The 20,904-nt window shown below is 72.3% G+C and carries 21 protein-coding genes; 16 read left to right on the top strand and 5 right to left on the bottom strand.

The annotated features are described in order from the left end of the window. Positions 1 to 2: 2 nt before the first annotated feature. The 5 genes from AB0B20_RS27930 (at position 3) to AB0B20_RS27910 (ending at position 4,216) form a co-directional block, all read left to right on the top strand. Positions 3 to 341: an Imm51 family immunity protein gene (locus AB0B20_RS27930; protein ID WP_357474770.1), complete on the top strand. Its 339-nt coding sequence runs from the start codon at positions 3 to 5 to the stop codon at positions 339 to 341. A 501-nt stretch (positions 342 to 842) separates the two neighbouring features. Continuing rightward, the gene (locus AB0B20_RS27925) at positions 843 to 1,256 is read left to right on the top strand and encodes a contact-dependent growth inhibition system immunity protein (RefSeq protein ID WP_357474767.1); all 414 of its coding nucleotides are present in this window, start codon (positions 843 to 845) and stop codon (positions 1,254 to 1,256) included. A gap of 234 nt (positions 1,257 to 1,490) precedes the next feature. Continuing rightward, positions 1,491 to 2,291 (top strand): maleylpyruvate isomerase family mycothiol-dependent enzyme, encoded by an 801-nt coding sequence (locus AB0B20_RS27920; protein ID WP_357474764.1) that lies wholly within the window; start codon positions 1,491 to 1,493, stop codon positions 2,289 to 2,291. Positions 2,292 to 2,421: 130 nt separating this feature from the next. Further along, entirely contained in the window at positions 2,422 to 3,141 is a 720-nt protein-coding gene (locus AB0B20_RS27915) for a hypothetical protein (RefSeq protein ID WP_357474761.1), read from the top strand. Between the two features lie 118 nt (positions 3,142 to 3,259). Then, positions 3,260 to 4,216, top strand: a complete 957-nt coding sequence (locus AB0B20_RS27910; protein WP_357474758.1) for a threonine/serine dehydratase — start codon at positions 3,260 to 3,262, stop codon at positions 4,214 to 4,216. A gap of 88 nt (positions 4,217 to 4,304) precedes the next feature. Here AB0B20_RS27910 and AB0B20_RS27905 read toward each other — a convergent pair whose 3' ends face one another. After that, entirely contained in the window at positions 4,305 to 4,790 is a 486-nt protein-coding gene (locus AB0B20_RS27905; RefSeq protein WP_357474755.1) for a roadblock/LC7 domain-containing protein, read from the bottom strand. Beyond that, complete coding sequence (locus AB0B20_RS27900) at positions 4,787 to 5,158, bottom strand: hypothetical protein (protein WP_013287772.1); 372 nt, start codon at positions 5,156 to 5,158, stop codon at positions 4,787 to 4,789. Before AB0B20_RS27900 ends, AB0B20_RS27905 begins: the two co-directional genes overlap by 4 nt. 237 nt (positions 5,159 to 5,395) lie before the next feature. Here AB0B20_RS27900 and AB0B20_RS27895 point away from each other — a divergent pair, with 237 nt between their 5' ends. Next, the gene (locus AB0B20_RS27895) at positions 5,396 to 5,722 is read left to right on the top strand and encodes a PadR family transcriptional regulator (protein WP_357474752.1); all 327 of its coding nucleotides are present in this window, start codon (positions 5,396 to 5,398) and stop codon (positions 5,720 to 5,722) included. Continuing rightward, on the top strand, positions 5,716 to 6,669 hold the full coding sequence (locus AB0B20_RS27890; protein ID WP_357474749.1) for a hypothetical protein: 954 nt from the start codon (positions 5,716 to 5,718) through the stop codon (positions 6,667 to 6,669). Before AB0B20_RS27895 ends, AB0B20_RS27890 begins: the two co-directional genes overlap by 7 nt. A gap of 4 nt (positions 6,670 to 6,673) precedes the next feature. On the opposite strand, the gene AB0B20_RS27885 is transcribed toward AB0B20_RS27890, so the two are convergent. Then, entirely contained in the window at positions 6,674 to 7,948 is a 1,275-nt protein-coding gene (locus AB0B20_RS27885; protein WP_357474746.1) for a M48 family metallopeptidase, read from the bottom strand. A 180-nt stretch (positions 7,949 to 8,128) separates the two neighbouring features. Between AB0B20_RS27885 and AB0B20_RS27880 the strand changes: the two genes are divergently transcribed. From AB0B20_RS27880 to npdG, 4 genes are all read left to right on the top strand, one after another. Continuing rightward, positions 8,129 to 8,332 (top strand): hypothetical protein, encoded by a 204-nt coding sequence (locus AB0B20_RS27880; protein ID WP_018787041.1) that lies wholly within the window; start codon positions 8,129 to 8,131, stop codon positions 8,330 to 8,332. A 77-nt stretch (positions 8,333 to 8,409) separates the two neighbouring features. After that, complete coding sequence (locus tag AB0B20_RS27875; RefSeq protein ID WP_357474743.1) at positions 8,410 to 9,165, top strand: histone; 756 nt, start codon at positions 8,410 to 8,412, stop codon at positions 9,163 to 9,165. A gap of 87 nt (positions 9,166 to 9,252) precedes the next feature. After that, positions 9,253 to 10,689 carry an RNB domain-containing ribonuclease gene (locus AB0B20_RS27870; protein WP_357474740.1) on the top strand — a complete coding sequence of 479 codons (1,437 nt, stop codon included), beginning with the start codon at positions 9,253 to 9,255 and terminating at the stop codon, positions 10,687 to 10,689. 66 nt (positions 10,690 to 10,755) lie between these two features. Then, on the top strand, positions 10,756 to 11,454 hold the full coding sequence (gene npdG / locus AB0B20_RS27865; RefSeq protein WP_355015308.1) for an NADPH-dependent F420 reductase: 699 nt from the start codon (positions 10,756 to 10,758) through the stop codon (positions 11,452 to 11,454). Between the two features lie 126 nt (positions 11,455 to 11,580). Here npdG and panB read toward each other — a convergent pair whose 3' ends face one another. Together panB and AB0B20_RS27855 are read right to left on the bottom strand one after the other, a co-directional pair. Continuing rightward, entirely contained in the window at positions 11,581 to 12,426 is an 846-nt protein-coding gene (gene panB / locus AB0B20_RS27860; RefSeq protein ID WP_047891539.1) for a 3-methyl-2-oxobutanoate hydroxymethyltransferase, read from the bottom strand. A gap of 118 nt (positions 12,427 to 12,544) precedes the next feature. After that, on the bottom strand, positions 12,545 to 14,305 hold the full coding sequence (locus tag AB0B20_RS27855; protein ID WP_357474737.1) for an NAD+ synthase: 1,761 nt from the start codon (positions 14,303 to 14,305) through the stop codon (positions 12,545 to 12,547). A 205-nt stretch (positions 14,306 to 14,510) separates the two neighbouring features. Between AB0B20_RS27855 and glnA the strand changes: the two genes are divergently transcribed. The 5 genes from glnA (at position 14,511) to AB0B20_RS27830 (ending at position 20,809) form a co-directional block, all read left to right on the top strand. Beyond that, complete coding sequence (glnA, locus tag AB0B20_RS27850; protein WP_357380518.1) at positions 14,511 to 15,860, top strand: type I glutamate--ammonia ligase; 1,350 nt, start codon at positions 14,511 to 14,513, stop codon at positions 15,858 to 15,860. Positions 15,861 to 15,940: 80 nt separating this feature from the next. Continuing rightward, the gene (locus tag AB0B20_RS27845) at positions 15,941 to 16,366 is read left to right on the top strand and encodes a DUF350 domain-containing protein (protein ID WP_357380520.1); all 426 of its coding nucleotides are present in this window, start codon (positions 15,941 to 15,943) and stop codon (positions 16,364 to 16,366) included. Between the two features lie 32 nt (positions 16,367 to 16,398). Further along, positions 16,399 to 17,091, top strand: a complete 693-nt coding sequence (locus AB0B20_RS27840; RefSeq protein WP_357380522.1) for a WYL domain-containing protein — start codon at positions 16,399 to 16,401, stop codon at positions 17,089 to 17,091. 122 nt (positions 17,092 to 17,213) lie between these two features. Next, the gene (locus tag AB0B20_RS27835; protein ID WP_357380524.1) at positions 17,214 to 17,576 is read left to right on the top strand and encodes a VOC family protein; all 363 of its coding nucleotides are present in this window, start codon (positions 17,214 to 17,216) and stop codon (positions 17,574 to 17,576) included. Between the two features lie 206 nt (positions 17,577 to 17,782). Beyond that, on the top strand, positions 17,783 to 20,809 hold the full coding sequence (locus tag AB0B20_RS27830) for a carbohydrate binding domain-containing protein (protein WP_357474734.1): 3,027 nt from the start codon (positions 17,783 to 17,785) through the stop codon (positions 20,807 to 20,809). The last annotated feature ends 95 nt before the right edge of the window (positions 20,810 to 20,904 follow it).

Raw genomic sequence — 20,904 nt, 5'->3', positions numbered from 1 at the left:
CGATGACCTTGCTATTCATCATCGAGGCAACCCCCGGTGAGTATTCGCTGCTACTGAACGCGGGGACGACGCCGGTGGATGACCTGGTCGAAGAACTCGATCACGAGCCCAACGGGTACTTCTGGGAGGGCGTGGCGCAGGTTCTCGTCAGCACTGAGGCTCAGTCGCTCGATGGCCGATTCGTCTACGCCTCCGAGGGCGGAACGTTCTGCGCCTACGGCCCAGACCGAGGGGTACTGGAAGAGCTGGAAGCGCGGATGACTGCGGTTGCCACCGACGGCGAACGCATGCGGCGGCTGATCAGGGACGCCGAGGCGAGCGGTTTCGAGTTCGACGACTGACCGTCAAAGTGACCGGGTCGGGTCCGCCCCGCGCAGCCCTGACGCCCTGGCGACGCCCTGAGCGGGCATCAGAGGAACGAAACGCCTGCTCAGGGCATGTGCAACCTTCACAATCCGGCGTACAGGTCGACTCGTCCGTCGCCCACCAGCTCAGAGCCTCGATCAAGGCTCTGAGCTGGTCGTTTATCTGGTGCTGTTGGTTGGCCTTGATCATCGTTGGGTGGCGTTTGACGGCCTGGCCACGGCCTGGGAGGGCCTGAGGCGGCCTGAGTGTTGGCTCAGCGGACCCCGGATTCGGTGTAATCCGCGGCTTCGGCTTGAGATCAAAATGGACGACCCGTCGACCTCGACACCTGGCCGTCTATCAGCTGAAACACCTCGGCATCTCTCACCAGTCCCTCTGAACCATCCGGCGACCTCTTGCGGACTGGATGCGGACTGTCGGTGCTGTCGCAGCCCATCCGGCTTCTGGCGCGTTGAGCGTGGACTACCCTGAGCGCCGTGACGACGATCGAGCAGCTTGAACGGCGCGCGTGGCCGGATCCCGCTCCCGACGCTACGTCTCTCGTTAGACGTTGCACCGAGCTGCGACGCAAGCCGCTGGCTGAGTTCACGGTCGAAGACCTGCGGATGATGCTTGGGCAGGAGATTGGCGTGCCGGCGCTGCTGCCTCTCGCGGTACAAGTACTGCTCCGCGACCCCACGGCGGAAGGCGACTACTACCCGGGCGACCTGCTCTCCATGGTGCTGCGGCTTCCCGACTCAGCATGGCTGAACCTGCGAGGGGAACGGAAACGGCTGGCATCAGTGCTGGCGGAGCTACTGGCCTCCCCGCCGTTCTCCAATCCTGATCTTCGACCTCGCGACCCGGACCGACTGCTTCGCGACGACATCATGCGGTTTCTTGATCGATGAGAGCGGACCTCCTCGTCGGGCAGTCGTAGCCGTCAAGGGAGGCTGGTAGCCCTTGTGGATCGTCGGCGTCGGTGCCCCTCGGCCCAGTGTCGATCGCGTCCCAGCCCAGTCACCGTTGCACGCGTCGAGCACACCCTCGGCCGGCTGCCGCTGCGCTCAGGCTCGAGCGAGCGTTGAGCGTCTCCGGCCCGTCGCGATCGGCTGCGAAACTCGCTTCCAGATCGTCGGAGACCGGTGATAGAAAGCCGCGTGGATCAAACTCTCACGTTCGCCGATCACCTGCGGCTGATCAGCGAACGCTCTGCCGCCTTCCGTGCTGCGGTCGCCGCGGCACCCGGTCTCGACATGCGGGTTCCGACCCACCCCGGCCGGACGCTGTTCGATCTCGTGCAACACGTGGGCTTGGCGCGTCGCAAGTCCGCCGCCATCGTCGCCGCGGGGCCCGCGGACGCACCCCCGGAGACGTCGGCCTGGGACGACGGCACGGGTGCGCCTCGGGAACGTGAGGCGCTGCTGGCCTGGTGGACCGAGTCCATCGAACAACTGACGAGCGTGCTGCGTGAGGCCGGCCCGGACCGCAGTTGTTGGACGTGGTGGGACGACTCGCCCTCACCGCAGACCTCTGGTGCCTGGGCGCGGCGGCAGGTCCCCGAGATCGCGGTGCACACCTATGATGCCCAGCTCACTCTGGGTGCCCCGCAGCCGTTACCGGAAGAGGTCGCCCTCGACGGTTTCGACGACTGCCAGTTCACCCTCTGCGCGACCACTGTCGCCTGGCCGCATGCCCCCGCCGTCGTCGAGTACCACGCCGTCGAGGGTCGCTCCTGGCGGCTTCGTCTCTCCCGCGACGGCGCACAGGTCGCCCGGCTCACGCCCGCTACCGGAGAGGGTCCCGAAACGGCCGACGCCTCCGCCCGGGGCACGGCGAGTGACCTGGTGCTGTTCTTCTACGGCCGCATACCGCTGGATTCGCTGGAGTTCGAGGGCGACAGTCGCATCTTCGATCAGCTCGCGGCGTGGGACCCGTCCGCGTGACGACCCGATTGTGGTGAACCGCGAGATGGCCGGCAGGCGACGTCTGATCAGAGCCTTGTCGGATTCCCGACCTGGAGCGCGTCCGATCGGTTGGTCCGCACCTGCGGAAAGTGGCTGACACTCGAACGTCATGGACGAGGAACCTGGTGAAGCGGCTGTCGGTGTCCTGGTCGCGGCGTTGGGCGGCACCGCGAGCGCCGGACTTCAGGCAGCGGCTGAGAAATTGCGTGCGCGAGTTCATTCTCAACTGGTGGATGTGGATAGCAGCGAGATCTACGAGAACTGGGAGGTTGCCCCGCGGAGCACCCGGAAGCAGGGCGATCTGGCAGCCGCCATCGGTTTCCTGGCCAGAGACGATCCTGATTTCGGGGCCAACCTGAAGGAGCTGATCGACGAGGCCAGGGCGCTGTCGATCGTGCAGGAGGGCAGGCTGGCCGAGGGAGACCAGGCCGACAGTTCCGTCGAGGACGGTGAAGACTCCAGTTTCGTCAGCGGCCTGGTGTACGGCGATACCTACGTAGACGACTACGCCTCGAACTCACACAGCGCCACGAATTCGAAAGCCGTCATCATCGGTGGCGGAATCGTCGTGGCCTGCTTGCTGGGGCTCGCCATGTTCCTCGGTGTCCGGCAATTCACTGACTCGGGTGAGATAACGGAGGACTCGACCTGTCAGGAATTCCTGGAGGCGCCCGCTGAGGAAGCCCAGCGGGGTCTTGGTCGCATCGGAGCCGAGCTCGGCGTCAATACGGGGGTCCCGCTCGCGCCGAACGCCATTTCCTACGACTGCGGCAGGGAGCCCACCGCGCGCCTGGGTGACGTCGTCCTGCGCTACAGAGGGCAGTTCTGACCGGTAGTCGAGGGCCGGCACGGGAGACGCGGCGACGGTGCAGGGCCTGCGACGGGTGCCGGGCGCGGGCGGTCGGACGGCTTGGGGATGCGGGGACGGCGTGTGGGACGCTGCGGCGGTGATCGAGCTTGCGGACATCGAGGCGGCCGCGCACCGGATCGCCGACGTGGTGGTGCACACCCCGACCCTGCCCAGCCCGGGACTGTCCGATCTGCTCGGCGTACCGGTCATCGCCAAGCTGGAGCTGCTGCAACGTACCGGATCGTTCAAGGCCCGGGGCGCGGCGGCGAAGCTGCTCACGCTCGACGACGCCGAGCGGGCGGCCGGGGTGGTGGCCGTCAGCGGCGGCAACCACGGCATCGCGGTCGCGGTGATGGCCGGCGCGCTCAGGGTGGCGGCGACCGTGGTGATGCCCCGCAGCGCGCCCGCCCGCGCGGTCGAGATTGCCCGCGCGGCCGGGGCCGACGTGCGGCTGACCGAGGACATGGCCGGCGCGTTCGCGCTGATGAACCGGCTCCGGGACGAGGGCATGACGTTGCTGCACCCGTTCGACGACCCGATCGTGCTGGCCGGGCAGGGCACTGTCGGGCTGGAGTTGGCCGACGACGCCGGTGAGCTGACCGACGTGCTGGTCAGCATCGGCGGGGGCGCGCTGATCTCGGGTGTGGCGGCGGCGCTGCGGGCGCGGCGGCCGGGGGTGCGCGTCTGGGGCGTGGAGACCGAGGGCGCGCAGGCGATGTCGCAGGCGCTTGCCAAGGGCGGCCCGGTCGAGGTGCCGCTGTCGTCGATCGTCACCACGCTCAGCGCGCCGAGCGTCTCGCAGCTCACCTATGACCACGTGACGGCGCTGGTCAGTGACGTCCTCGTGGTCTCCGACGCCGAGGCGGTGCGGGGCACGCTGGAGCTGGCCGAGCACGCCAAGGTGTGGGCCGAACCGGCCGCCGGGTGCCTGCTGCCCGCCGCCCGCCGGGTGGTCGAGCGGGTGGGCGGCGACGTCCGGCTGGGCCTGGTGGTCTGCGGCGGCAACGCCACAGTGGCCGACGTGACCGCGTGGGCCGGCCGCTTCGGCCTCTGACCGCCCGCCGCGTCACACGAGCGGCAGGATCCAGGGGTACGCCGGCCGCCTCGGTCCGGACGGGTGGGACCGGGACGACCGGCGTACGTCAGGACGTGGCCGGGCTGACGCCGTCGAGCATCTCGGCGAGCCGGGCCGCGGTGGCCGGGGCGTGCAGGTGCAGCCGCGCCACGTTGATGCTGTCGGTGCCGATCACGGCGAGCAGCGCCTGCTCGTTGATCGCGTACACGCTGAGGTAGCCGCCCGCGTTGCGCACCGTGGACTGCTGGAAGTCGCCCTGTCCGAGCCGGAACCCGACCTGGCGGCCGAGGCCGTACATGGTGGCGGCGAGCGCGGCCAGGTCGTCCGGGTCGGCGCCGTTCTGCAGGTTGTGCGTGACGAGCAGGCCGTCGACGCCGCCGAGGACGCAGCCGTGCACGCCGGGGATCTGCAACCGCAGCGCGGACAGTTCCTGGCCGATGGCCGGGTACGGCAGCGCCGGGTTGCCGGCCAGCGAGGGCGGCAGCGCGCGTGGTGGCGGCAGCGTGCCGGCCTGGGCGCGCGAACGGCGGGGGAGGTCGTCCACCCGGCTCACAGTTCCAGGCTCTCCTCGATCGTGCGCAGTTGGTGCCGCGCCATCGCGAGGTTGGCCCGGCTCTTGCTCACCATCAGGTAGAGGAACAGGCCCTTGCCGGTGCGGTTGCTCAGCGGGCGGATCAGGTGGTACTGGCTGCCGAGCGTGATCAGGATGTCCTCGATCTCGTCGTCGAGCTTGAGCATCTCGATGGTGCGCAGCTTGGCGCGTACGACGTCGGTGTTGCCGGCGGCGGCGACGGTCAGGTCGATCTCGCCGGTGCCACCGGCGACGCCGAGGGTCATGCCACTGGTGTAGTCGACGAGCGCGGCACCGATCGCGCCGTCGATGTTCATCGCGTTCTTCAGCGCGATGTCAAGGTTGCCCACGATTTCTCTCCCCAACTCGGGCCGCTGTCGCCGGAAGCGCGACAGCGGATTCGTCCGTCGAGGCTCGCATATGGAGTCGTGCGGTGCACCAGGGCCACCGGTGATCCACCTGAGCGGGCCCCGCCGGACCGGCCACCGGTCCCGCCGAAGGGGACACACCGTCTCATTGTCGATCACCGTTCGTCCTGCTACCTCGGGGTGCACCCGCCCTATGTAGAGTTCCGATAGAGTACCGCTGTGCGACTGACCATCCCGGTGGTGAAGGTGCTCTCGGCGCTGCTCTCCGAGCCCGAGGGGCCGCGTTACGGGCTCGACCTGATGCGGCTCACCGGCCTGCCCAGCGGGACGCTCTACCCGGTGCTGCACCGCCTCCAGGCGGCCGGCTGGCTTGCCGCCGACTGGGAGGACGTCGACCCGGTCGCCGCCGGCCGCCCGGCCCGCCGCTACTACCGCCTCACCGGCGAGGGCGTCCGGTCCGCCCGGCTGGCGCTGGCCGAGCTGCGTGCCCTCGTACCCGCCGAACGTGCCGGTGGCGCGGACCTGGCCGGGGCGCCGGCGTGGTGACCCGGCGGGTGGCGATGCTGCTGTTGCGCGTCGCGGCGCGCCGCTGGCCGGTGGAGCTACGCGCCGACCTGGCCCGGGAATGGGACGCCGAGCTGCACGAGCTGGCCCGGACCAGCCGGCGGTGGGGAATGCTCCGGTTCGCCGGGAGCCTCGCGGCCGCCCGGTCGGCCACGCCACTGACCGGCCGGGCCGGGTCGCGGCGGCTGGGGCGTACCGCAGGGGTGTTGCTGTTCGCGCCGCCGGCCTGCCTCGCGGTCCTCGCGGTCGCGGCCGCGGTGATGGCCCTGGCGCACGGGTGGCTGGAGATGCGCGCCGCCGCGCAACTGCCGGCCTGGTCCGGGCTCACCGCGCTGCTCGGCGTGGCGTTCGCGCTCGTCGTCGCCCGGGCCGCCCGCCGGACCGTACGCGTGGGGGCGCTGCCCACCGCGCTCGGCGTGGTGCTGCCGATCGCCGCGACGGTGACCGTCACGTCGGCGCTGCTCGCCGCCCGAGGCGAGAGCCGGGTCTGGGAGAGAGCACCAGGGCTGCTGCTCTGGCTGGGCCTGCTGACGGCGGCGCTCTGGGCCGCCGGGGCGCTGGCGCGACGGGGCCGGCTCCGCCTCGCGTGGCTGCTCGGGCTGGCCGGCGCGCTGGTGGCGGCGGACGCGGCGGTGGTGCTCGCGGTGGTCACCTCGATCCCGGCCGGCGCACCGGTGGCGGACGGCCTGCCGCCGGACTCGGTGGACCGGATCTCTGCGCCGCTCTGGCTGTTCACCTGCTGGACCGACTCCTCGTTCGGGCTGCCCCGGCCGACCGGGTGGGAACGGTTCCTCATCACCGACCGGGTGCTCGTCGAGCCGATCTTTTACCTGGCCTGCACGCCCTACGCCGTGGCGTACGCGATCACGGCGGCCCGGCCGGCGCCGGCCGCCGTGGCCGGTCCGGCGCCCGTCCCGGTCCTCGCCTGAGCGGTCAGGCGCTCCAGCTCAGCGCCCGGCCCGCCCGCTCGTAGTGCCGCGCCAGCTCGGCGTCGATCCGCGCGGCCCGCTCCTCGGTGAGCGTCACGGCCGGATCCTGCCACTGCCGCGCGCCGAGCATTCGGTGCCGCAGGCCGTTCGGCGGGTGGGTGGCGAACAGCGAGGTTTCCTCCCGGACGGTGAGCTGGCGTTCCAGCGACAGCCGCTCGGCCGCCGCGTCCAGCGCGCGCCCCGTCTCCACCCGCCAGGTGTCCGGCCCGTGGCCGCCGCGTACCGCGTTGCGCACCGCTGTGGCCACCGAGTCGGTCCGCAGCGTCGTGTCCAGCAGCCGGGTCGCGCCCGCCGTGCCGCCGGCGCGGGCGGCCATCTCGTCGGCCAGGTACTCGGCCCGCTGACTGTCGCGCAGCGCGGTGGCGACGAGCACCACGTGCCCGGCGAACAGCAGCCGGGACAGCGTCCAGGAGGCGAGGTGCCCGAGCCACTCGCCGACCATCACCAGCAGCCCGCCGCCGTCGGACCCGCCCCGCGGCCGGAACAGGTCGGCGGCGTTGCCGAGCATGGTCAGCGCCGGCTGGGTCACCGGCCCGCGGCGTACGTCGCCGTTGACGAAGTGGCCCAGCTCGTGGCCGAGCAGCGCGACCCGCGACGGGCCGTCCAGCGCGCCCCACAGCGGCAGACCGAGGCCGAGTACGCGCCGCCGCCGCAGCCCCACCGCTGTCGCGTACGCGTTGATGCCGCCGTCGACGCCGATCACGTGCGGCACCGGCGCGCCCACCGCCGACGCCACCTCCCGGACCAGCGCGTGCAGCTCCGGCGCGTCCCGTTCGGTGAGCACGTCCAGGTCCGGGTCGACCCGGCCGAAACGCGGGCGCAGCGCCACCGCCAGCGCGATCAGCGCCACGCCGCCGACCACGGCGAGGTTCGGGAAGGGGTACGCGAACAGCAGCCACACCCCGGCCACCGCGAGTCCGGCCACGCCGAGCAGGAGGAGCACCGAGATGCCGGCGACGAGGACGCCGGTGAGCCCGCGCCCGGTCGACTCCAGCGGCCGGCCGGCCAGTGCGGCGTACTGCTGACGGGTCAGCCGTGCGGCGAGCCGGTGGGTCCGCCGGTCGATCCACGACCAGCCGAACTCCGGCGCCTGGCGGCCCGCGTCATAGGTGTCGAGGTTCCAGTCGCATCCGGCGCACCACGGCAACGCCCCGTCCAGCGACACCGGCGTCGCGCCGCATCGCGGACAGGCCCCCGTGCCCGTCGTCTTGATGATCACGAGCGCTGATCCTGTCCGGTTCGCACCGGTGCCGGTACCGGCCGTTCGGACGAGGACAGGGCTCGCGCCGGTCTTCCGCCGTTCCCCGTCGCAACCCCCCGACCAGGTCTAATGTGGAGAAGAGTGACTATTTGCGCCGTTCCGGTGGCGGACGGGCGGTTCGCGGTGCACAGTGATCGCATGAGCGACGACGGAAGTGGTGGGCACTACTACTGGTGCACGCGACACCACCGGGTCGAGACCGATGCCGACGTGTGCCCCGCACGGCATGTTCTCGGACCGTACGCCTCAGCCGCCGACGCGGACAACGCCCTGCAGACGGTGCGGGAGCGGAACGACGCGTGGGACGCCGAGGACGCCCGTTGGGCCGGGGAGGGCCGCTAGACGGCGCGGGAGGGCCCGCGTCGAGGTGATCCGTGCTCCGCGAGGGCGAGAGCACGTCCCCAGGAAAGGGAACCGAGATGGCCGAAGCACAGCAGGCCACCCGCCCGGCCGCGAAACGGACGACCGCGAAGAGGACCACCGCGGGCAGGTCGACCACGGTCACCAAGGCGTCGCCGAACGCCTCGGGTGCCGGCGCCGGACGGACGCCGGCGAAGAAGGCGGTGGCGAAGAAGGCGGCCGCCAAGAAGGTCGTGTCGGCGGTCCGCAGGGCCCCGGCCACGAAGGCCACCACCAGGACGACCGCCAAGAAGACCACCGCGAAGAAGGCAGGCACCCGGACGGCGCCGGCCGGCCGGGCCACCGCCAAGAGCGCGCCCGCCAAGAAGGCCACCGCCAAGAAGACGACAGCGAAGAAGACCACGGCGGCGAAGAAGACCACCGCCGCCCGCAAGAGCACGGCGGCGAAGTCGACGGTTACCGCGCGCAAGAGCACCACCGCGAAGAAGGCGCCGGCCCGCAAGACGACGACCGCGAAGAAGACGGCGGCGGCGACGAAGGCGACCGGAGCGCGGAAGGTCACCGCGGCGGCGAAGAAGACCACCGCCGCCAAGAAGACCACAGCGGCGAAGAAGGCCCCGGCGAAGAAGACCACGGCCTCGACCCGCCCCACGGCGCGCAAGGCGGCGGCCAAGAAGGCGCCCGCGCGCAAGACCACCACCGCGCGCAAGACCACCACCACGGCGAAGAAGACCACCGCCGCGAAGAAGGCGCCCGCCCGCAAGACCACCGCCGCCAAGAGCATCGCCCGGAAGGCGCCGGCCCGCCGCGCCTGACCCCCGCCGCCCTCCCGCGCGGCGCCGGGCGGACACGGCGCTCGCCCCGGAGGGCGGAACGAGCGGGGCGCTGTCAGGATTGACGGCGTGGTGATCCGACGCGTACTGGCGCCCCGTATCGACTTCGGCGCGCTGCGCCGCGAGCTGGGACTGCCCGAGAGCTTCCCGGCCGCGGCGCAGCGCGAGGCCGACACGGCCGCCGCCGCGCCGCCCCCGGCAGTCGCCGACCGGACCGACGTCCCGTTCGTCACCGTCGACCCGGCGACCTCGCGCGACCTCGACCAGGCCATGCACCTCACCCGCCGTCCCGGCGGCGGCTACCGCGTCCGGTACGCGATAGCCGACGTCCTGACGCACGTACGCCTCGGTGGTGACCTGGAGGCCGAGACGTGGCGCCGGGGTCAGACGGTCTACCTGCCTGACGGCAACGTGCCGCTGCACCCGCACACGCTCAGCGAGGGTGCGGCCAGCCTGCTGCCCGACGCCGACCGGGCCGCCGTGCTCTGGACCGTCGACCTGGACGCCGACGGCGGCACCGTCGCGGTCACCCTGGAGCGGGCGCTGGTGCGCAGCCGGGCCAAGCTCGACTACGGCGGCGTGCAGCGCGACGCCGACGCCGGCCGGCTGCCCGAGCCGATCGCCCTGCTGCCCGAGATCGGTGCGCTGCTCACCGCCCGGGGCCTGAGCCGGGGCGCGATCAACCTGCCGCTGCCGGAGCAGGACGTCGAGCCCGACGGCGACGGGTGGCGGCTGGTGCTGCGCGGCCCCGGCCCGATGGAGGAGCACAACGCCCAGATCTCGCTGCTGACCGGGATGGCCGCCGCCGACATCATGCTGGCCGGCCGGATCGGGCTGCTGCGCACCATGCCCGGCCCGCGCCCGGAGGCGGTCGAGCGGCTGCGGCTGGCCGCCGGACCGCTCGGCGTGCCCTGGCCGGACGGCACCCCCGTGGGTCAGGTGCTCGACGGGCTGGACACCTCCCAGCCCCGGGTCGCCGCCTTCGTCGACCAGGCCGCCGAGCTGATGCGCGGCGCGGCGTACACCGCCTTCGACGGTGAGCTGCCCGAGCAGCCCGGGCACGGCGGGGTGGCCGCCGCGTACGCGCACGTCACGGCGCCGCTGCGCCGCCTGGCCGACCGCTACGCCACCGAGGTCTGCCTGGCGCTGCACGAGGGCCGCGAGGTGCCCGAGCAGGTCCGGGCGGCGCTGCCGAAGCTGCCCGAGGTGATGGCCGCGACCGACCGGACCGCTGGAGCCGCCACCCGGGGCGCCGTGGAACTGGCCGAGGCGGTGCTGCTCGCGCACCGGGTGGGGGAGACGTTCGAGGCGGCGGTGCTCGACGTGGACGAACCGCGCCCGGCGGGCAACGGACGCCCCGGCCGTCAGCCCGGCGGCACGATCGCACTGGACGAGCCGCCGGTGCGCGCCCGCTGCACCGGCGAGCTGCCGCTCGGCGAACGCGTCCGGGTACGCCTCACCGCCGCCGATCCGGCCCAGCGCCGGGTCGCCTTCGAACGGGCGTGACCAGCGCGGCGATTGTCACAGCGACGGGATGCACCGCACGCCGCCGCGCTTTGCGAGGATGAGCCCATGGCTTACGACGCGACCACGCTGCCCGACGTCTCCGGGCTGACCGTCGGCATCATCGGTGGCACCGGCGACCAGGGACGGGGGCTCGCCTACCGGTTCGCCCGGGCCGGGCAGACGGTGCTGATCGGCTCCCGCACCGCCGAGCGGGCCACCCAGGCCGCCGCCGAGATCGCCGCCCTGCCCGGCGTACCGGAGGGCGCCGTCGTGTCCGGCGGCGACAACGAGGACGTCGCCCGGCGCAGCGACGTGGTGATCGTCGCGGTGCCGTGGGACGGGCACGCCGCCACCGTCGCCGCGCTCGCCGAGCCGCTGGCCGGCAAGATCGTGGTGGACTGCGTCAACCCGCTCGGCTTCGACAAGCAGGGCCCGTACGCGCTCACCGTCGCCGAGGGCAGCGCCGTGCAGCAGGCCGCCGCGCTGCTGCCCGAGTCCCGGGTCTGCGCCGCGTTCAACCACGTCAGCGCGCCGCTGCTGGCCGACCCGGAGATCGACCGGATCGACCTGGACGTGCTGATCTGCACCGAGGACCGGGAACTCGTGGGCGTGGTCGGCGCGCTGGCCGCGCGGATCCCCGGCATGCGGGGCATCTACGCCGGGCGGCTGCGCAACGCCCACCAGATCGAGGCGTTCACCGCCAACCTGATCGCGATCAACAAGCGCTACAAGGCGCACGCCGGCATCCGGGTAACCGACCTCTGACGTGCCGCGCCGTCGCCGCCCACGCCGTCGCGTGGACGGGCGGCGCGTTCGGCGCGCCGATGGCGCGTGTTAAGAAGGGGCCCCTCCTCTACGCGAGGCGTTAAGAAGGGGCCCTTCCTTACACCCTCAGAACGTGTGCTCGGCCGCCGGGAACTCCCCGCCGCGTACCTCGTCGGCGAACCGGCGGGTGGCGTCGGTGAGCGCGCCGGCCAGGTCGGCGTAGCGCTTCACGAAGCGCGGCGCCCGGCCGGTCCGCAACCCGGCCATGTCCTGCCAGACCAGCACCTGCCCGTCGGTGTCGGGCCCGGCCCCGATGCCGACGGTGGGGATGGGCAGCTCGGCGGTGACCCGCTTGGCCACCTCGCCCGGCACCATCTCCAGCACCACCGCGAACGCGCCCGCCTCGGCCACCGCGCGCGCGTCGGCGAGCACCTCCTCGGCCGCCTCGCCCCGGCCCTGCACCCGGTAGCCGCCGAGCGTGTGCTCGCTCTGCGGGGTGAAGCCGATGTGCGCCATCACCGGGATGCCCGCGCCGGTGATGGCCTCGATCTGGGCGGCGCAGCGCCGCCCGCCCTCCAGCTTCACCGCGTGGCAGCCGCCCTCCTTCATGAACCGCACGGCGGTGCGCAGCGCCTGCGCCGGGCCCTCCTCGTACGAGCCGAACGGCAGGTCGCCGACGATCAGCGAGTGCTTCGTGGCCCGCACCACGGCGCGCACCAGCGGCAACAGCTCCTCGGCGGTCACCGGCAGCGTGGTCTCGTAGCCGAAGACGTTGTTCGCCGCCGAGTCGCCGACCAGCAGCACCGGGATCCCCGCCTGGTCGAAGATCGAGGCCGTGTACTGGTCGTACGAGGTGAGCATCGCCCACCGCTCGCCGCGCTCTTTGGCGGCGATCAGGTCGCGGGTGCGTACCCGCCGGGTGGCCGGCCCGCCGTAGAGGGCGGTCACCTCGGCCGGGGTGGACTCCACCATGACAATCTCCTTCCTCGAGGCCGCGCACGCGGTCCCCGGGTTCCCCGCGATCGTCGCACCGGGCGGCGGGCCGCGGGCAGGTCGCAGTGGAGGATGTCACTCCCCGGCCGGGCAGCGGTCAGCCGTCCTCGCGCCACCGGTTGGTGATCGGCAGCCGCCGGTCCCGCCCGAACGCCTTCATGGAGATCTTGGTGCCGGGCGCGGACTGCCGCCGCTTGTACTCGGCGGTATCCACCATCCGCAGCACCTTGTCCACCACCGCCGGGTCGTGGCCGGACTCGACCAGGCCGTCGCGGCCCAGGTCGCCGTCGACATAGCCGATCAGGATCGGGTCGAGCACGTCGTAGTCGGGCAGCGTGTCGCTGTCGAGCTGGCCGGGGCTCAGCTCGGCCGACGGCGGCTTGCCGATCGAGTTCTCCGGGATCGGCGGGGTCTGCCCGCGCCGGGCCGCGTCCGCGTTGCGCCACTTCGCCAGCCGCCACACCAGCGTCTTCCAGACGTCCTTGACCGGGTTGTAGCCGCCCACCGAGTCGCCGTACAGCGTCGAGTAGCCCACCGCCAGCTCGCTCTTGTTGCCGGTGGTGAGCACCAGGTGGCCCTCCTGGTTCGACAGCGCCATGAGGATCACGCCGCGTACCCGGGCCTGGAGGTTCTCCACCGCCACCCCGGACAGCGACATGTTCGCCAGGAACGTGTCCACCATCGGCTGGATCGGCTCGACCCGGTAGTCCAGGCCGGTGCGCTTCGCCAGGTCCTCGGCGTCGGTGCGGGAGTGCTCGGAGGAGTGCTGGCTGGGCATCGAGACGCCGACGACCCGCTCCGGGCCGACCGCGTCCACGGCGATCGCGGCCGCCACCGCCGAGTCGATGCCGCCGGACAGGCCGAGCACCACCGAGGGGAAGCGGTTCTTGTCGATGTAGTCGCGCAGGCCCAGCACCAGCGCGTGCCACACCTCGGCCTCGTCGGCGACCGGCTCGATGATGCCGCCGTCCGCCGCCGGGCCGGACGGCGCGGCCGGGATCGTGGGGATCTCGTGCCGGGCCACGCGCATCCCGTCGGTCAGCGGACCGGTCCCGCCGGGCGTGCCGGCCGCCGCCGGCAGTTCCAGGTCGTGCACCAGCAGGTGTTCGACGAACTGCGGCGCCCGGGTCAGCAGCGTGCCGTCCGCGGCGACGATCATCGAGTCGCCGTCGTAGACCAGCTCGTCCTGGCCGCCGACCATGTTCACGTACGCGACGGCGGCCCCGGCCTCGGCGGCACGCCGGCCGACCAGCGGCAGCCGTACGTCGTCCTTGTTCAGCTCGTACGGCGAGCCGTTGATGCTCAGCACCAGCCCGACGCCCGCCTTCCGGGCGACCGCGAACGGGCCGCCGGCCTGCCACAGGTCCTCGCAGATGGTCAGCGCCACGTCCACGCCGCCGACGCGCACCACGGTGAGCGTGTCGCCGGGGACGAAGTAGCGGTCCTCGTCGAAGACGCCGTAGTTGGGCAGGTGGTGCTTGAAGTAGGTGGCGACCACCTCGCCCCGGTGCAGCACCGCCGCCGCGTTGCGGGCGCCCCGGCCCGGCTCGGCGTCGGAGCTGACCTGCGGGGGCCCGTCCGCGTCCAGATAGCCGACCACCACCGGCAGGTCACCGAGACCGTCGGCGGCCAGATCGGCGGCGAGCCGGTGCAGCGCGGCCCGGGACGCGGCCACGAACGAACGGCGGAACACCAGGTCCTCGACCGGGTAACCGGTGAGCATCAGCTCGGGGAACAGGACGAGCTGGGCACCGGCGTCGGCGGCCCGGCGGGTCCACGTGCGGACCAGGCCGGCGTTGCCGGCGAGGTCGCCTACCGTCGGGTTGACCTGGCACAGGGCGAGACGCAGGGTGGGCATGTCTCCATCTTCCCCCAGCCCTCCGGGCCGAATCCGACAGGTCGCGGGAGACCGGGGCGGCGCCGCGCGTGTCCCGGCCGACCGGACACGGCGGGACGGCCGGCCGGGGGAGGGCGTAACGTCGGCGTAACGAGCCCGGTGGAGACTGGGCGGTCAGGCCGGGCCGGCCCGACCGGTGCGGACGTAAGTGTCACGAGGGGTGGAAGTGGACCGTCAGCAGGAGTTCGTCCTCCGCACGCTGGAAGAGCGGGACATCCGTTTCGTCCGGCTGTGGTTCACCGATGTGCTCGGCACGCTCAAGAGCGTCTCGGTGGCCCCGGCGGAGCTGGAAGCCGCCTTCGAGGAGGGCATCGGCTTCGACGGTTCAGCGATCGAGGGTTTCGCCCGGGTCTTCGAGTCGGACATGGTCGCCATGCCGGACCCGACCACGTTCCAGGTCTTCCCGTTCGAGGGCGGCGTCAGCGGCGAGAGCGCCCGGATGTTCTGCGACATCATGCTGCCCGACGGCAGCCCGTCCTGGGCCGACCCGCGGCACGTGCTGCGCCGGATGCTGTCCCGGGCGGCCGACAAGGGCTTCACCTTCTACACCCACCCCGAGATCGAGTTCTTCCTGCTGGAGAACGGTCCGCAGGACGGCTCGGTGCCGATCCCGGTGGACACCGGCGGCTACTTCGAGCACACCACGCACGCCGTCGCGCGGGACTTCCGCCGCCAGGCCGTGCTGGCGCTGGAGCGCATCGGCATCTCGGTGGAGTACAGCCACCACGAGGTCGCCCCCGGCCAGCAGGAGATCGACCTGCGCTACGCCGACGCGCTCACCACCGCCGACAACATCATGACGTTCCGGCACGTGGTGAAGGAGGTCGCGCTCTCCACCGGCGTGCAGGCCAGCTTCATGCCGAAGCCGTTCACCGACCAGCCGGGCAGCGGCATGCACACGCACCTGTCGCTGTTCGAGGGGGAGCGCAACGCGTTCCACGACGCCGGCGACCCGATGAAGCTGTCGAAGGTGGCGAAGTCGTTCATCGCCGGGCTGCTCACCCACGCCCGGGAGTACACGGCGGTCACCAACCAGTGGGTCAACTCGTACAAGCGGCTGTTCCCGCAGGCGCTGCCGGACCGGATCACCGAGAGCCCCGCGTACGTCTGCTGGGGTCACCTGAACCGGTCCGCGCTGGTGCGGGTGCCCGCGTACGGCAAGCCGAACTCGGCCCGGGTCGAGGTCCGCTCGCTGGACTCCGCGACCAACCCCTACCTCGCGTTCGCGGTCATGCTCGGCGCCGGCCTCAAGGGCATCGAGGAGGGCTACGAGCTGCCCCCCGGCGCCGAGGACGACGTCTGGTCGCTGAGCGGCGCCGAGCGCCGGGCCATGGGCTACGAGACGCTGCCGGAGAACCTGTCCGAGGCGATCGACGTGATGGCCGAGTCCGAGCTGGTGGCCGAGGTGCTCGGCGAGCACGTGTTCGACTTCTTCCTGCGCAACAAGCGCTCCGAGTGGGAGCAGTACCGGCGCGAGGTCACCCCGTACGAGCGGCAGCGCTACCTCTCGCTCTAGATCGTTGTGGCGCGGTGCCGCTATCGTCTGCGGCACCGCACCGGCACCCCCGCCGGGCGGCGTGAGCCGGGGAGGCGTTGGTGCTGGGAGATCTGCTCGATGGGGCGTGGCAGAGCATCGTGTTCGGGATCGTCGGGGTCGCCCTGATGGCGGCCGGGTTCCTGCTCGTCGACCTGCTCACCCCGGGCAAGCTGCGGGAGCTGATCTGGGTACGCCGCAACGGCAACGCCGCGCTGCTGCTCGCCGCCAACCAGCTCGGCATCGCCGGCATCGTCTTCACCGCCATCCTGACCAGCTACAGCTCGTTCACCAAGGGGATCGCGTCCACAGTGGTCTTCGGGCTGATCGGCCTGCTGGTGATGGCGCTCGCGTTCCTGGTGCTGGACCTGCTCACCCCCGGCCGGCTGGGCGACGTCATCGCCGCCGACGAGCCGCACCCGGCGGCCCGGGTCAGCGCCGCCACCCACTTCGGCGCCGCGCTGATCGTCTGCGCCTGCATCGCCTGAGCGGTGTCGTACCCCCGGGTTAGCGTCCGGGGGTGAACCGTACCGACCGCCTCTACGCCCTGGTCGAGGAGCTGCGGGCGGTCTCGCCGCGCCCGCGTAGCGCGAGCTGGCTGGCCCGCCGCTTCGAGGTGAGCACCCGCACCGTCGAGCGCGACATCTCCGCGTTGCAGGGCGCCGGGGTGCCGATCTGGGCCGAGCCGGGCCGCACCGGCGGCTACGTGGTCGACCGGGCGCGCACGCTCCCGCCGGTCAACCTGACAGCGGCCGAGGCGGTGGCGATGGCTGTCGCGTTGCACCGGCTCGGTGGTTCCCCGTTCGCCCCGGCGGCCGGGGCCGCGCTGCGCAAGCTGGTCGCGGTGATGCCGCCCGCCGCGGTGGCCGAGGCGCACCGGCTCGCCGGCCGGGTCCACCTGGTCGGCGACGGGCCGGGCACGCCCGTCCCGGCCGCCGTCGCCGACGCGGTCCCCGCCGGGCGGGTGCTGCGCCTGCGGTACGCCGACCGCGGCGGCACGGATTCGCTGCGCGACGTGGAGCCGCTGGCCTACCTGGGCAACTCCGTGCACTGGTACCTCGTCGCCTGGTGCCGGCTGCGTGACGGCGTGCGCTGCTTCCGCACCGACCGGATCGTGTCGGTGCGTCCGCTGGCCGAGCCGGTGACCCGGGAGTGGCGTCCCGGCGATCTCGATGTGCCGGTCGACCGGGTGCGCCCGCTCACCCTGGTCTGATCCGGTGGAAACACCGACAGGTCCGATCCGGTGGAAACACCGACAGGACGCTGTCGTGGCCCGGCCTCAGGCTGAATCCTGACGACGTCGGCCGACCGCCGGCGCGAATCCCAGGAGGAAGCATGTCCAGTACGCCCGTGACCTGGTTCGAGATCGGCTCTGACCGCCCCGACGAGGCGCAGCGGTTCTACGCCGAGATGTTCGGCTGGAGCTTCGAGCGGGGCGGCCCGGGTGGGTCGTACCGGCAGACGACGGCCGGCGGTGAGCGGGGGATCGGCGGCGCGATCCGGGGCACCGACGACGGCAACTACGCGACCTTCTACGCCCAGGTGGCCGACGTCGCGGAGACCTGCCGCCGGGCGGAGAAGGCCGGTGGCACCGTGCTGACGGCGCCGGTGACCACGCCGGCCGGCCTGGTGCGTGCCATGCTGCGTGACCCGTCGGGCAACCTGTTCGGCATCTTCAGCCCGCCCGCCGAGGGCTGAGCGCGCGCCCTTGCTCCCGGCCCGGCCGGTCGCCGGCCGGGAGCAAGTCGTTGCGGGCGGTGCAATCCGTTGCGCCCGTGTCTACTGTGAACCTCTGGTTTCGGGTGATCGAAGCTGATAACTTCCTGGCACCACGCGTCGCAAGTTCTTGCAACGCCTTCATCCCCTTGCGCCCGTCGTGCGGGCGTGGGTGTCAGGAGAGCGCCATGAGGGGCACCACCACCAACCGCCGCCGCTGGGGAGCGCTCGCGCTCGCCGCCGGCATGCTCGCCGCGCTGCTGCCGTACACCGCCGCCGCGGCGGCGAACACCGTCACCGTCTACTACCAGCCACCGGCCGCCTGGGGCACGTCCGTCAACATCCACTACGGCGTGGACGGGCAGGGCTGGACGCCGGTGCCCGGTGTGCCCATGGACGGTGCCTGCGCCGGCTGGCGCCGCAAGGTCGTCGACCTGGGCGGCGCCGCCGACCTCCAGGTCGTGTTCACAAACGGCAGCGGCGTCTGGGACAACAACAACGGCGCCAACTACCGCCTCGGCACCGGCACCGTGACAGTCGCCGGCGGCCGGGTCGGCACGGGCGACCCGTGCGGCACCGCATCCCCGACGCCGAGCCCGTCCGCCACGGTCGCGCCGAGCCCGACGCCGTCCGGCGCCGCCGGAAACACCGCCGAGGTCTGGTACCACCTCACGCCGCGCGGCTGGACCGCCGCGAACCTGCACTACCGGCTCACCGGCGGCGCCTGGAGCACCGCCCCGGGCGTCGCCATGGAGACGCGCTGCGCCGGCTGGGCCCGCCGGGTCGTCGACCTCGGCACGGCCACCGGCCTGACCGCCGCGTTCAACAACACCGCCGGGGCCTGGGACAACAACGGCGGCGCGGACTACACCCTGGGCGCGGGGCGCAGCGTCGTCGACAACGGCCGGGTCACCGCCGCCGCCGCGGACCCGTGCGCGCCCGCCACCCCGGACACCACGCCGCCGTCCACGCCCGGTGGCCTCACCGCCGTCGCCGACGGGTTGGCGGTCACCCTGACCTGGACCGCCGCCACCGACGACCGGGGCGTCACCGGGTACGAGGTGAGCCGCACCGGGGGAGCCGGCGGCACCACGGTCACCAGCACCACCACCCGGCACGTCGCGTACGACCTGCGGCCCGATACCGCGTACACCTGGACCGTGCGGGCCCTCGACGCGGCCGGCAACCGGTCGGCGGCGAGTGCGCCCGCCTCCGCGACCACCGGCGCCCCGCAGACCGGCGGCGTCCCGCTGGGCGGCGACCCGCGCGAGGACACCATCTACTTCGTGATGACCACCCGGTTCGCCGACGGTGATCCTGCGAACAACCGCGGCGGCAGCCAGCACGTCGCCTCCGGCAACGCGGCGAACGACGACCCGATGTTCCGGGGCGACTTCAAGGGCCTGGTCGACAAGCTCGACTACATCAAGGCGCTGGGCTTCTCGGCGCTCTGGATCACCCCGGTGGTGCTCAACCGCTCCGACTACGACTACCACGGTTACCACGGCTGGGACTTCTACCGGGTGGACCCGCGGTTGGAGAGCGCCGGCGCCTCCTACCAGGACCTGATCAACGCGGCGCACGCCAAGGGCATCAAGATCTTCCAGGACGTGGTCTACAACCACAGCTCCCGGTGGGGCGCGAAGGGCCTGTTCACGCCCACCGTCTACGGCACCCGCGACGACCAGTGGAGGTGGTACTACGACCAGCCGCAGGCCGGCCGGGAGTACGACCCAACGGTCGAGGCGACGGGGAACGACCCGGCGCTCACCCCGGCGCAGAACGCCAAGGCCAAGGGCCGGCCGTACAACGGCGACGTGTGGTCGTCCGCCGCGCCCGCCGGCAACCAGTGCCTGAACTGGGGTACGCCGACCGGCGGGCGCAGCCCCGAGGGCTACACGCTCTACCAGTGCCAGTGGCCGGTCCCGACCAGCAAGCTCTTCCCCGCCGACAAGTACCACCAGTGCTGGATCGGCAACTGGGAGGGCGAGGACTCGCGCAGCTGCTGGCTGCACGAGGACCTGGCCGACTTCAACACCGAGAACGCCGCCGTGCAGCAGTACCTGATCGACGCGTACAACAGGTTCATCGACATGGGCGTGGACGGCTTCCGGATCGACACCGCCGTGCACATCCCCCGGGTCACCTGGAACCGGCGCTTCCTGCCCGCCATCCAGGAGCACGCGGTCGCCCGCTTCGGCGAGAAGGGCAAGGACTTCTACGTCTTCGGCGAGGTCGCCGCGTTCGTCAACGACAAGTGGAACCGCGGCTCGGTCAACCACTCCGCGCAGTTCTTCACCTGGTCCGAGCGCAAGGAGTACAGCCCGGACGACGTACGCGCCGCGATCGAGCAGTACGACCACGAGCAGCTGATCGGCCCGAACGGGCAGCCCACCACCGACAACGCGTTCCTGCGCGGCAACGCGTACCACGCGCCGGACCGCTCGCGGTTCTCCGGCATGAACGTGATCGACATGCGGATGCACATGAACTTCTCCGACGCCGGCAACGCGTTCGGCAACGGGAAGGACTCCGACGACAGCTACAACGACGCCACGTACAACGTCGTTTACGTCGACAGTCACGACTACGGGCCGAACAAGTCCTCCACCCGGTACACCGGCGGCACCGACGCCTGGGCGGAGAACATGAGCCTGATGTGGACGTTCCGCGGCATCCCGACGCTCTACTACGGCTCGGAGATCGAGTTCCGCAAGGGCGCCCGGATCGACTGCGGGCCGAGCTGCCCGCTCGACACGACCGGCCGGGCCTACTACGGCGACCACCTGGCCGGCACCGTCACGGCCAGCGACTTCGGGGTGGTCGGCTCGGCCGCTGGGACGGTCGCCACCACGCTCGCCCAGCCGCTGGTGAAGCACGTGCAACGGCTCAACCTGATCCGGCGGGCAGTGCCGGCCTTGCAGAAGGGGCAGTACTCGACCGAGGGCGTGAGCGGCGCGATGGCCTACAAGCGGCGCTTCACCCAGGGCGCGGTGGACAGCTTCGCGCTGGTCACCGTGTCCGGCGGCGCCACCTTCCGCGGGGTGCCGAACGGCCGGTACGTGGACGCGGTCACCGGTGACGTGAAGACGGTCACCGACGGCACGCTCACCGCCGCGGTCGGCGGCAAGGGCAACCTCCGGGTCTACGTGCTGAACCTGCCCGGCAACCCGGCGCCGGGCAAGATCGGCGCGGACGGGCCGTACCTGCGCTGACACGCGCGCGGCGGGGTGGCGGTGCTGGTGGCGCTGGTCGACAGCGGCCCGGGCATCGCGCTGGTCATCCTCGCCGCGGTGGTCGGGGTGCAGCA

Source organism: Micromonospora sp. NPDC049151 (assembly GCF_040648395.1).
Classification (GTDB): Bacteria; Actinomycetota; Actinomycetes; order Mycobacteriales; family Micromonosporaceae; genus Micromonospora.
Note: the sequence above shows the minus strand (reverse complement) of the source record. Positions and strands in the feature narration are given on the sequence as shown.